10 protein-coding genes and 1 pseudogene are annotated in these 12254 nt (G+C 68.4%); 3 read left to right on the top strand and 8 right to left on the bottom strand.

From position 1 onward, the window contains the following. Positions 1-674: 674 nt before the first annotated feature. The 4 genes from recJ to ACLP25_RS08620 form a co-directional block, all read right to left on the bottom strand. Complete coding sequence (gene recJ / locus ACLP25_RS08605; RefSeq protein WP_442468790.1) at positions 675-2465, bottom strand: single-stranded-DNA-specific exonuclease RecJ; 1791 nt, start codon at positions 2463-2465, stop codon at positions 675-677. Positions 2466-2581: 116 nt separating this feature from the next. Beyond that, entirely contained in the window at positions 2582-3370 is a 789-nt protein-coding gene (locus tag ACLP25_RS08610; RefSeq protein ID WP_442468791.1) for a metal ABC transporter permease, read from the bottom strand. Continuing rightward, positions 3363-4184, bottom strand: a complete 822-nt coding sequence (locus ACLP25_RS08615; RefSeq protein WP_442468792.1) for a metal ABC transporter ATP-binding protein — start codon at positions 4182-4184, stop codon at positions 3363-3365. The genes ACLP25_RS08610 and ACLP25_RS08615 overlap by 8 nt, the downstream gene beginning before the upstream one ends. Continuing rightward, positions 4181-5050, bottom strand: a complete 870-nt coding sequence (locus ACLP25_RS08620; protein ID WP_442468793.1) for a metal ABC transporter solute-binding protein, Zn/Mn family — start codon at positions 5048-5050, stop codon at positions 4181-4183. Before ACLP25_RS08620 ends, ACLP25_RS08615 begins: the two co-directional genes overlap by 4 nt. A gap of 115 nt (positions 5051-5165) precedes the next feature. Between ACLP25_RS08620 and ACLP25_RS08625 the strand changes: the two genes are divergently transcribed. Beyond that, positions 5166-5672, top strand: a complete 507-nt coding sequence (locus ACLP25_RS08625) for a Fur family transcriptional regulator (protein WP_442468794.1) — start codon at positions 5166-5168, stop codon at positions 5670-5672. A 47-nt stretch (positions 5673-5719) separates the two neighbouring features. On the opposite strand, the gene ACLP25_RS08630 is transcribed toward ACLP25_RS08625, so the two are convergent. The 4 genes from ACLP25_RS08630 to ACLP25_RS08645 all read right to left on the bottom strand — a co-directional run bounded on the left by ACLP25_RS08630 (position 5720) and on the right by ACLP25_RS08645 (position 10040). Further along, on the bottom strand, positions 5720-6067 hold the full coding sequence (locus tag ACLP25_RS08630) for a hypothetical protein (protein WP_442468795.1): 348 nt from the start codon (positions 6065-6067) through the stop codon (positions 5720-5722). 141 nt (positions 6068-6208) lie between these two features. Then, positions 6209-6676 carry a VOC family protein gene (locus tag ACLP25_RS08635; RefSeq protein ID WP_442468796.1) on the bottom strand — a complete coding sequence of 156 codons (468 nt, stop codon included), beginning with the start codon at positions 6674-6676 and terminating at the stop codon, positions 6209-6211. Between the two features lie 557 nt (positions 6677-7233). Next, positions 7234-8535, bottom strand: a complete 1302-nt coding sequence (locus ACLP25_RS08640) for a threonine/serine ThrE exporter family protein (protein ID WP_442468797.1) — start codon at positions 8533-8535, stop codon at positions 7234-7236. A gap of 278 nt (positions 8536-8813) precedes the next feature. Further along, a complete protein-coding gene (locus ACLP25_RS08645) occupies positions 8814-10040 on the bottom strand; it encodes a 6-phosphofructokinase (RefSeq protein WP_442468798.1) in 1227 nt (408 codons plus the stop codon). A 276-nt stretch (positions 10041-10316) separates the two neighbouring features. Here ACLP25_RS08645 and ACLP25_RS08650 point away from each other — a divergent pair. Then, positions 10317-10430, top strand: a pseudogene (locus tag ACLP25_RS08650) (hypothetical protein); the annotation flags it as partial. Between the two features lie 41 nt (positions 10431-10471). After that, the gene (locus ACLP25_RS08655) at positions 10472-12070 is read left to right on the top strand and encodes a cytochrome P450 (protein ID WP_442468799.1); all 1599 of its coding nucleotides are present in this window, start codon (positions 10472-10474) and stop codon (positions 12068-12070) included. The last annotated feature ends 184 nt before the right edge of the window (positions 12071-12254 follow it).

Genomic DNA, 12254 nt, shown 5'->3' on the forward strand with positions numbered 1-12254 from the left:
CCCTGCCGACATGTGCGACTTCTATTCCCCAGGGGCCAGTCGGTTATCCCGCGACTGGCTTCGCGCGAAGCATGAGGTCTGGACTCGGCGCCGGTGCCTGCGATGCGGGCTTTGGCCGTCCTCGCGCTCAACGCGGACGGCAGCTTCCCCGACTGCGACGCCCACCGCCGCCACCTCCAATGACCGGTTGACGTCGACTCTCGCCGTCCGTTGCGCCGTCGGTCGGGTTCCTTGGCATCGGGACCCAAGCGTCATTTTTTCGCTAGCGCTGGCGACCGCTCCCGTCGCTAGCCCTCCAGCGAACGCCACAAGCGCCGCCAGGAGTATTCCCAAAACCAGAAATCTGTGCTAAAGTATCGTTTTTCCGAAGCCCATACCGGGCCGAAAGACGAGGCATTTGAGTCGGAAGCTCGATTCGGGGTCGGCCCAAGGCGCGGCCCTTTCAGGCAAGCCGCCGGTTTCCGGCGGCAAGGCGGGGGAACGCGCCCGAGAACATGGGGCGGCTCCAGCGTTCCGATTTTTTTCAAAACACCGGGATAAGCCGTTGAAAACGCTCAAAACACGGGTGGATAAGGCCGCGTTTTCGGGCGCTGAACGGGCGCCGAACGACGGTCGAACCGCGCGCGAACGGCGTCGAAGCGCTCTCGAACGCAGCTGCCGAGCGTCGCGGCGGCCTACCGCGCGGCCTCCGCCACGTCGAGGACACGGAGCTGGGCCCGCTCGCGCCCGCCGTAGCGGTTGATCGCCAGCGTCCCGGCCAAGTGGACCGAAGCGCCGCGGAGGCGGGTCAGCGCCTCGCCGAGCTTCTTGCCGACCGAGCGGAAGGCGATGGCGTCGAGGGCGGCGCCGTCCATGGCGACCGCCCGCGCGCGCAGATGGTCGGGGCCGACGGGCATGACGTCGGCGAGGCGATGGCGCGGCAGGACGAATACCGGCTCGGGATTGCCGCTGCCGTAAGGGCCGGCCGCCTCGAGCCTGTGCACGAGCTCCGGCGTCGCCGCTTTCGCCGTCAGGGCCGAGTCGACCTTGAGGCTCGACGCTGCGCGCGCAAGCGCGACTGGCGCGGCGAGGCGCTCCTCCAGAAACGAGCGCAGTTCGCCGAGGCGGCCCCGGTCCAGCGTCATGCCGGCCGCCATGGCGTGGCCGCCGCCCTTGACCAGAAGCCCGGCCTCGAAGGCCGCCCGGACCGTCCGGCCGAGGTCGACGCCCGCGATGGAGCGCGCCGAGCCGACCGCGTGACCGCCGGCGAAGGTGAGCGCGAAGGCCGGCCGGTCGAAACGCTCCTTGAGTCGGGCCGCGATCAGGCCGACGACCCCCAGCGGCCAGGCCTCGCCCGCGACCACCACCGCGGCGCCCCGCTCCTCGAGGCCGAGGGCGGCGAGCGCCTCCGCTTCGGCTTCGGCGAGCGCGGCGATTTCGATCTCCCGCCGCGCCCGGTTCAGCCGGTCGAGCTCGGCGGCGATCTGGCGCGCCTCGAGGTCGTCGATCGTGGTGAGCAGGCGGGCTCCGAGCCCGGCGTCGCCGATCCGTCCGCCGGCGTTAATCCGCGGCCCGATCAGAAAGCCCAGGTGATAGGGCCGAGGCGGCCCGTCGGCGCCGGCGACGTCGAAGAGCGCGGCGAGTCCCGGCCGGCGGCGCAGGCGCATCACCATGAGCCCCTTGACGACGAAGGCGCGGTTCAGGCCCGTCAGCGGCACGACGTCGGCGACGGTGGCGAGCGCGACGAGGTCGAGCCCGGCCAGAAGGTCGGGCGGCTGGCGGCCGTTCCAGAATCCGGCCTCGCGCAGCGCCCGGTTGAGGGCGACGAGCGCGAGAAAGGAGACACCGGCGGCCGAGAGATGGCCGAGGCCGCTGAGGTCGTCCTCGCGGTTGGGGTCGACAAGCGCCAGGGCGCACGGCAGCGACTGCGGCGCCTGGTGGTGGTCGAACACGATCACGTCGAGGCCGAGTTTTCGCGCTTCGGCGAACGGCTCGTGGCTGACCGCGCCGCAATCGACCGTGACGACGAGCGTCGCGCCCTTGGCCGCGAAGGCCGCCATCGCCTCGACATTGGGGCCGTAGCCCTCGGTGACCCGGTCGGGAATGTGGACGATTGTCTCGCAGCCGCAGGCCGCGAGATACTCGCTGACGAGCGCAGCGCTGCACGCGCCGTCGACGTCGTAGTCGCCGAAGATCGCGACCCGCTCGCTTCGCTCGACCGCGCGTTTCAGCCGCTCCGCCGCCGCCTCCATGTCTCGCAGGACGAAGGGGTCGGGCATCAGGTCGCGCAGGGTTGGGGCGAGATAGCGCTCGACCGCCTCCGGCGCGACCCCCCGCCCGGCGAGCACGCGCGCGATCAGCTCATCCTGCCCGCCGACCTGCGCAATGGCCAGGGCGCGCATCTCCCCCGCCCCGTCGAGCCGCGCCCGCCACGGCCGGCCGAGTGCGGAGAACTCGATATCGAGGAAGCAACTGGAAAGAGACACCGCCCGCAAACCCTCATCCGGCGCTTCGCGCCACCCTCTTCTCCAAGGGAGAAGGGATCGACGGCGCGGCTGCCGCCCTCTCCCACCGGGAGAGGGCGGGGGTCGGGGCCTCGCCCCTACCCCGCGAATCGCCGCGCCGCCGCGCCGAAGAAGACAATGCCAGAGAGCGCGGTGATCCAGAAGCTGGTCGGCCAGTCGGTATAGTAGGCGAGCGTGAGTCCTCCCCAGGCTTCGGCGAGCGCCAGCGCCGCCGACAGCGCAATTGCCAGTCCCAGGCGGCGGGTCAGGTTCATCGCCGCGGCGGCCGGGCCGACCATCAGGGTGAACACCAGGAGCACCCCGACAATCTGGGCGCATTCGGCCACCGCCACGGCGACGATGGCGAGAAACGCCGACGAGACGAAACGCAGCGGCACGCCGCGCGCCTCGGCGAGTTCCGGCTGGATGGACGCGAATGTGAGCGGCCGTCCGATCGCCGCCAGCCCCGCGAGGCTCGCGACCGCCAGGATGCACAGCGTCAGCATGGCGGAAGAGTCGACGCCGAGCACGTTGCCGAACAAGAGCGCCGCGGCCTGCGTCGCCGCCGCCGTGTAGAAATGAAGGAACAGGAGCCCGAGCCCGAGCGCCAGCGAAAGCATCATCCCGATGGCGACGTCGCGCTCGGCGAGTTTCTCTCCGAAGAGGCCCATGCCGATCCCCGCGACCAGCGTAAAACCGACGAGCCCCGCGAGCGGCGAAAGGCCGAACAGCAGCGCGCCCGTCGCCCCGGTGAAGCCGACGTGGGAGAGCGCGTGCCCAGCGAAGGTCTGGCCGCGCAGGACCAGAAAGAACCCGACAGTTCCCGCAAGCACCGCCGCCACCCCCGAGGCGGCGAAGGCCGAGCGCATGAAGTCGTACTCAAGCATGGGCGTCGTGGTGATCGTGGGAATGGTCGTGGCGGTGCGCCTCGCGCTCGACCTCCACGTCGCCGGCCATGACGAAATAGCGCTCCCTGACCCTTACGACCTCGATCTCCGCGCCGTAGAGGCGCGACAGCACCGGGCCGGTCACCACCTCCTCGACCGGACCGATCACCGCCGCGCCGCCGCCGAGGTAGAGCACCCGATCGATGGCGTTGACGAGCGGATTGAGCTCGTGGGCGCTGAACACGATCGCCACCTTGAGATCTTCGCAGATGCGCCGGGCGATCTCCACAACGCTCTTTTGATGGGCTGGATCGAGCGAGATCAGCGGCTCGTCGAGCAGCAAGAGGCGCGGGCGGCCAAGCAGCGCCTGGCTGAGCAGCACGCGCTGCCGTTCGCCCCCCGAAAGCTCGCCGATCGACTGGCGGGCGAGGTCTCGCGCGCCGACCTCGTCGAGCGCCCAGTCGATCTCGCGCCGGGCCGCCTTGTCGAGCGAGCCGAAGCCGAACCGGCGGCCTAACGCAGCGCTCGCGACCACGTCCCAGCCGGTGAGCCGGAGGCCGGCCATGGCGCCGCGGTTCTGCGGCAGGTAGCCGATCGCCGGATTGCCGCGCTTGACCGGCCTTTCGAGCACGCGGATCGCTCCCGCGGCGACCGGGACGAGGCCGAGCGCCGCGCGCATCAGCGTCGTCTTGCCAGCGCCGTTCGCGCCCAGCATGCCGACGAATTCGCCCTCGCGCATGGCGAAGCTCGCCGCCGAGAGGATGTCCCGACGGCCGAGCCTGATCGTCACGGCGTCGAAGGAAAGCGCGCTCACTGGGTCGGACTGAGCGCCTTGTCGAGCGCGTCGAGCTGCCCGAGCATCCAGGTCTGGTAGGTCGAATTGGGCGGCTCGGTCTCGGAGACGCCGACCACCGGGATTCCGTTGTCCTTGGCCATCTGGACGAGGCGCTGCACCGCGGGCTCGCTGGCCTGGGCGTTGTAGAGCATCGCCTTCACCTTGTGGCCCTTGAGGTCGTTCTCGAACCCGGCCACCTCGGACGGAGTGGGCTCGGCGTTGTTCATGACCGCAAGCGCGAACTTCTCGTCGTGGACCTTGAGGCCGATTAGGCCCGCCTGATAGCCGAACACCGGCTCCGAGGCGGTCACCGGCTGGCCGGCGAAGGATTTCTTCATCGCGGCGATCTTCTCGTCCAGCGGTTTCAGCGAATCGTCGAACTTCGCCAGGCCCTGCTGATAGTCCGCCTTGTTCGCCGGGTCGACCGTCGCGAGCGCGGTGACAAACGCCTTGGCCGCTGCCTTCACATAAGCAGGATCGTACCAGAGATGCGGATTGTCGCCCGGCTTGTGGCCGACGAGCGCTCCGACGACGATTTCCTTCCGGCCGGGCGCCGGGTGAGCCACCAGCAGCTTTTCCATCCAGGGGTCGTAATCGACGCCGTTGACAATCACGACCTTGGCGTCGGACAGCGCCTTGGCCGTCTCGGGGCTCGCCTCGAACAGATGCGGGTCGTCGTCGGGATTGCTGAGGATGCTGGTGACCGCGACGTGGTCGCCGCCGATCTGCCTCGCCAGGTCGCCATAGAAATTCTCGGCCGCCACTACCTTGACCGGATCGGCAAACGCCGGCGCGGAGAGCGCGCAGACGGCGACAGCCGCGATGAGCGGAATTCGATTGAACATGGGATCGCCTCCAATTTCGCCCGACAGCAGCCTTGTGTTATGTTATAATAGTACAAAACGCAACCTCTTGGAGACCCGTTGCGACTGGCCCCGCGTCTCATGTTAGAAAGGGATCATGTTGGAGGCAAAGACGGCGAAGACGGACCCGGTCTGCGGCTGCGCCCACGACCCCGCGAGCTGGGCGGCGCGCGTCGAAGAGACATGTCTGCGCGACGGCGCGCAGCTGACGCCTCTGCGGAGGCGCGTGCTCGACATCTTTTCCGACAGCTCGGCCCCACTCGGGGCCTATGCGATTCTGGAGGAGCTTTCGCGCCGCGAGGGCAAGCGGGTCGCTCCGCCAACCGTCTATCGCGCGCTCGAATTCTTCCTCGAGCACGGCTTTGTCCACAAGTTCGAGAGCCTGAACGCCTACGCCCCGTGCGAGCACCTCGGCCACGCGCATCACGGCATGCTGGTCATCTGCGAGTCGTGCGGGTGCAGCGAGGAGATCGAGGACGACTACGTGATGCGCGCGATCGCACTCACGGCGAATGGCTCAGGTTTCCGACTGAAGCAGGTGATGATCGAAGCGAAGGGCCTGTGCCGGCGATGCGCCGAGGACGGGACGCGACCGACAGCGTAAGCCGCCGGCCGCCCCATTGCGAGGCGGCCGGGCCGAAAGCCCAAACTTTACGGTCCGCAGACGTTGACCGCTTGGCTGCCGACATAGTTGCCGTAGGCATCATAAGCCGGCTGATACTGGATGCAGCCGCCGTAGCCGTTGTAGTACGACCCGGCGATCGCGCCGGCCGTCAGACCGCCGAGGACGCCGAGGCCGATCGCCGGTCCCCATCCACCGCCATACCAGCCGCCGCCGCCCCACCCGCCGCCACGGTAACCTCCGCCGCGCCAGCCGCCGCCGCCGCCATGCCAGCCGCCGCCGCCGGTACGGAAAGCGGCAAACGACTCGCTCGCCGTCGCGCCGGTCAGAAGCGCCGCTACCGCCGTTGCGGCGATCGCTTTCGTCAATGTGCGCATTCTCAACTCCTTCGGGTTGGAGCGGAAGCGGCCGCCGGCCGTTCGGATGCCTCACTGGGCCGGCGGGCTGCTTCGCGCCAAAGCCCCCATGCGCCTCGTATCAACAACCCGGGAAACCCAACAAATGTTCCGCGCCGGCGCTCATGCGCCTCGGGCCGCGTTGTCAACGGCCGTCCCGGCGCGGACGGGCGTCCACCAGAGGCCGGGCGTGGCAAGCTCGACCAGCGCCCCGTCGGGATCCCGGAAATAAAGGCTTTTTCCGCCGCGCGGCCAGCCATACTCGCCCTCGATCGCGACGCCCCGGTTCGCGAGGCGACCCCGCCACGCCTCGAGGTCCGAGGCCGCGATCGACAGAGCCAGATGCAGCCGCCCGCTCCCGTCATGGCCAGGGATGGTTCCCCGCGCATCGACGACGTCGTCGTCGGTCGCGCCGCGCTGGAAGACGAGCAGCACGTGCTTTTTTGCGACCTCGAAGGCGACGAGACGCGGGCTGTCGACCAGCGCCTTGAACTCGAAGAGGCCGCGATAGAAGTCGGCCGTCCGCCGCACGTCGTCTGCGTAAAGCGACGTCTCCAATAGGCCTGCAATCGGCGGGGCGGGGTCGGGCATCGTGTCTTCCGCAGTGGATGACGGCGTCCGCAGAGTGTGACCTTGAGCGCGGCGGCTGGCAACCCGGCGCCGCTTAGTCAGCAGGCCGCCACGCCATTCAGCGTCGCGCGGACTTTTAGAAATCCCGCGCCGATCGGTCCCACAAGAGCAGGCGTCACGGATGCACCCGCGAACGCGGATGCGGCTTCCGCGCGCCAAACCTCTCGGGCGCGGATTCAACCTTATCAACGTCTTGCGGCGCGTTTTCCGGGCGATTGTTCAGCGGCGGGTCGAACGTGTGAAAGTCCTGTCCGGGCTCGGCGCGCGCGATTGCGCCGCCCGAGCTTCGCGCCCCATCCGCAGGGCCCGAGACTCCGGGCGCAAGCGAAATTCCGAGCGCGGACGCAATCTTCTCAAGGTGTTGACGCGGTTTATCCGGCCGGCCGTAACCGTTGAGGACTCTGCGACGGCGGGTTTCCATCGTCATCGTGAGCGCGGCTCAGATTGCCTTCCCCTCGGGGAAAGGTGGCCGCGAAAGCCGCCGGATGCCGCGCGATTCGATCTCAATTCATCTCGCTCTAGCGGCCCCGACCTCGCTCAATTCCTGCGAGGGTCGGAAACAGGCCTTCCATCAAGAGCTTAGGCAGGCTGAGGCCAAGCCCCATGGCGAGCAGAATGGCGCCGGCGGTCACGCCGTCCAGGAACGGCGCCATCAGAAGCTGCACGTTTCCGTTGGCGCCGGCATTCATGACCGCCATCAGCTCCGCCGCGAAGCGGAAAACGTAAGCTCCGGGGATGAGCGACACGACGGAAGCAAACGCGAAGGCTGCGAAAGGCAGATGCCAGCGGTTCGCGATCGGCGTCACCAGCGCGCCTACGATGGCGCAAGCGATCAGCGCGCCGAGCGGCGCGTTGGCGCCTGAGCTCAACGCAAACCAGCGGCAACCATGGGCGAACATGCCGATCAGGACGGGAATGGGCAGGGCCCGCCATGGCATGGAGAAGAAGGCGCCGTAGGCGGCGACGGCGAGTCCGGCGGCGAGCACGTCGAAGGCGAGCGGCGTCGAGCCGTCCAAACCCGGCGGCGGCAGGCTTTGCCGGGCGACCGACAGACCAGCGATCAGCCCCACGCAGATCAGCAGCGTCAGCAGCATCGCGAAACCGAAGCGCGCCTGTCCCAGCGCCATACGCAGATGGGCGAAGTCGAGCGCGGCGTTGAGCAGGTGGGCGCCCGGCATCAGCACCATGCAGGGGCAGAGCGCAACGAGATAGGCGTTCGCCGTCGGAGCGAAGCTCAAGGAGCGCGCGGCCACGAGGCCGGCCAGCAGTCCCGCACAGAAGATCTGAATGAGGGGGCCTCCGCCGCGCGCCGCGATGAGCCGCCGCAGCAGTGCGCCGGCCGTCGCGCTGAGGGCGATCAGAACGAGGTCCGGAACACGTTCGGCGCCGAAAATCACCCCGAGCGCGGCCGCGCCAATGCCGGCGAACGCCGCAAAACGCAGCGTCGAGGCCGGCCTGAGGCGCGCCACATCCTGCAGGGCCGCGCTCGCTCCCGCGACGTCCAGCCGGCCAACTGAGACCGCATCGACCACCTTGAGCGTCTCCATGACCTTGTTCATGTCGACGCCTACGGGAGCGGCGGCGACGGGCACGATTGTCTGTGCGTTCGGTTCGTCCAGCCGGGCGATGCGGATCACGATCTCTCCCCAGTTCGGGAAAAGCTCGGCCGAATAGCCGAGCGCATGGGCGAGGCGCTCCAAACGCTCGATCATGTTGCGTGTGGTCTGGCCGTTGACGTAGAGCAGCCGCGCGGCGAGACCGATAAGGGCTCCGACTTCGTTTAACGACGCGCGACTATCGGATTGCGGGGTCGATTCCATGGCCGGTCGGAAGGCGACGGCCATTCGACCGACATGGCGATGTTACCACATGGTGGGGGACGGCCAACGGCAGGCCGGAACCTTGCACAAGTTTGCGACGGCGCGGGATTGCGTAGCGGGTCGGCGAGCCCGCACAGACCCGCGGGCGGGAGCGCGGGATCCGGGCAGGCTGGAGGCGATGGGCAGAATAACGGCGGCCGAACGCAAAACCCGGCGTCCAAAGGCCGCCGGGTTCTTGCCGTCTCTTTTGCTTTCCTGAACGGGCCTTAAGCCGGCCGTCAGGTCCCGTCGCCCAGAAGGACGCCCGCCTTCGCCACTTTTGCGGCGCGCAGCTTCGCGACTTCCGGCACGTCCGCGCCAATGAGCGGCTGGGCGTAGGCGAGGAACGCGTCGGTCACGTCGTTGGCCTGCTCGCTGATCAGGTTGTCTTCCATCACCCGGGTCTTGCCGGCCACCGTCTCGAGCGGGATTAGCGGATAGTCGACCGCGTAATCGCCGACGCGCTTTATCGCCACTGACCCGTTCTGAACGCCGCCGACGGCGTATTGCACCGCCTTTTCACCCACCTCGCGCGCCTCACGCTGGTCGACCTTGCTGACGCAGCCGACGAACGAGCGCTGCAGGTAGCCGAAGGTGTCGCCGCGCACGCGCTTGATGCCGAGTTTGTTCTTGACCTCCTCGCACAAGAGGTCGGCGAGCGCCCCGGTGCCGGAAAGCTGCACGTTGCCGTGCGCGTCCTTCTCGGCCTTGCCGACGAGCTTGGTGATGATCGCCTCACCCTTCTCGTCGTGGATGCCTTCCGAGGCGGCGATAATGCAGCGCCCGTGCTGCTCGTAGACGTCCTTCACGTCGGCCAGGAACTTCTCGACGACGAAGGTGCGCTCCGGCACGTAGATGAGATGCGGGCCGTCGCCGGGATATTTGCGGGCGAGCGCCGAGGCCGCGGTCAAAAAGCCGGCGTGGCGTCCCATGATCACCGCGCAATAGACGCCGGGCAGCGCCGCATTGTCGAGATTGGCGCCGGCAAAGGCCTGCGCGACGAAGCGCGCCGCCGAGGGGAAGCCCGGCGTGTGATCGAAGCCGACGAGATCGTTGTCGATGGTCTTGGGGATATGGATCGCGCGCAGCGCGTGGCCGCCCTTCTTGGCTTCGTCGGCGACGATGCGCACCGTGTCCGACGAGTCGTTGCCGCCGATGTAGAAGAACGTGTCGATTTCGTGCGCCTTGAGGACCTTGAAGATCTCCTGGCAGTACTTCAGGTCGGGCTTGTCGCGGGTCGAGCCGAGCGCCGAGGCGGGCGTCGCCGCAACGGCTTCGAGGTTGGCCACCGTCTCCTGGCCCAGGTCGACAAGATCGTCGTTGACGATGCCGCGAACGCCGTGCAGGGCGCCGTAGACGTGGGAGATGCTGGAAAAGCGCCGCGCCTCCAGCGCCACGCCGACCAGCGACTGGTTGATCACCGCCGTGGGGCCGCCGCCCTGGGCGACGAGAATCTTGTGGGACATGCTGCCTCCCTCTGATGCAACGCGCTCGCCGGACCGTTCTCCCGGCGTACCGCTCAAGGCTTTAGGAGCCGCGCGCGACGCGCGCAAGACGCCGGCGGCCAATCGGGCTCAAAAGCCAAGTGACACGGTGACGCGGGGGGAGAAGCGGCCGAGGCCGGCGCGCGGCCCTTGCCAAGCCGCAAGCGATCGATCAGATTTTCCGCGTGCACGAAGCGGTAATTCTCGGACCGGCGCGTCTCCGGCACGGTCCCCGTGCATGGGCAGCGAGGGGCGACGATGAGGCCGGAATCCTTTGTTCGCGTTTCGAGAGCGGACGAACTCACAGGCGACGGGCCCTTCGCCGTTTCCGCGAACGGTCATGACGTCGTCCTCATCCGGACCCGTTCGGGCTGGCGCGCCTTCGAGGGGCGGTGCCCGCATAGAGGGCCGCGTTGCTTGGCGAGGGGGAAATCGACGGCGACGACCTCGTCTGCCGCAATCATCGCTGGCGGTTCGCGCTCGACTCGGGCCGGCGGCCCGACGGGCCGGAATGTCTCATCTCCTATCCGGCGATCGAACGCGACGAATCCGTTTTCGTCGACGTCTCGAGGCGCGCGGCGCCGGCGGAGAAGCCGCGCGCCACGCGGCCGCTCGCGTCTGTGCCCGGACCGAAAGGCCTCCCGATCCTCGGAAGCGCGCTTCAGCTCGATCCTGCCCGCGCGCACCTCGTGATGGAAGACTGGAGCCGGAGATACGGGCCGACCTTCCAGTTTCATGTCGGAGGGCGCACCGTCTTCGCCACCTCTGACCTCTCTATGATCGAAGAAGCCCTGCGGGCGCGGCCCGAGACTTTCCGGCGCACCCAACGCACGGACGCGACATTCACGGAGGCGGGGATCAAAGGCGTGTTCAACGCCGAGGGCGACGCCTGGCGCCCGCAACGAAAGCTTGCGGTCGCAGCGCTGGCGCAGCGCCGCCTCAAGGACCTCTATCCGCATATCCGGACCGTCGCCGGCCGGTTGAAGCGGCGGTGGGAGACGGCGGCGGCGGCCGGCGACACGCTGGATGTCGTCGAGGAGATGAAGCGGTTCACGGTCGACGTGACGACCCTCATCGCCTTCGGGCTCGACTCCAACACGATCGAGCAGCCGGCCGACCCCATCCAGCGCCATCTGGAGCTGGTTCTGCCCACGATCAGCCGCCGCATCACCGCGGCGTTTTCCCTCCGGCGCTATATCCGGCTTCCGCAGGACCGCCGCTTCGAACGCGCCCTGGTGGCGATCCGCGAATCGCTCGAAACCTTGCTGATCGAGACGCGCCAGCGCCTCGATGTCGACCCGGGCCGCGAGGCGCGGCCCACGAATTTCATCGAGTCGATGATTGTCGCCGTGGATGAGAACGGCGGGCCCTTTTCCGACGAGACCATCATCTCCAATCTCCTGACGATGCTGGTCGCCGGCGAGGACACGACCGCCTTCACCCTCGCCTGGGCGATTCACGAGCTCTGCGAAACGCCGCGCTGGCGAGCGGAGCTCCGGCGTGAGGCCGACGACGTCCTCGGGCCGTTGGACGTAGCACCGGATGTGGAGACCGCGAACCGCCTCGCCGTCGCCGACGCGGTTGCGAACGAAACCATGCGGCTCAGACCAGCGGCCCCGATCAACGGTGTGACCGCCAACGTCGACACGACGCTCGGCGGCTTCGCCGTCCCCAAGGGGACGACGATCCTGCTCCTCATGCGCCCCGGCGCCGTCGATCGCGCGCGCTTCGCCGACCCGCAGGCGTGCCGGCCGCAACGCTGGCTCGGAGAGACGATCGGGGCGCATGACGTTTCGGCGCACGCCCCCTTCGGCTCGGGACCGCGCATGTGTCCGGGGCGGTCGCTTGCGCTCATCGAGATGAGAACGGCCCTGTCGATGCTCGCTAAGAGCTTCGACATCGAGCGGGTCGGCCCCGCCGCAGGCGTCCGCGAGCAGTTCGGCTTCACGATGGCGCCGGTGGGCTTGCGCGTGCGCGTGAGCCCGCGCGCCCCGGCGAGCCGCGCCGCCTGACCGCTAGAGCATGATGTCTTCAGATTAAGCCGGTCGCCTGAACGCCATCGGAGCGAGACATTTGGGTGTCCTCGGGCGTCGGCGAAGCAACGCGCATTCGGGCGCCATCCGGCGTCATTCAGCGCGCGTTCGGCATGCGTTCGACACGCGTTCGGCGCTGGATTCGACCCTCTTATTCACCCGT

The organism is Roseiarcus sp. (assembly GCF_052145395.1).
Lineage (GTDB): Bacteria > Pseudomonadota > Alphaproteobacteria > Rhizobiales > Beijerinckiaceae > Roseiarcus.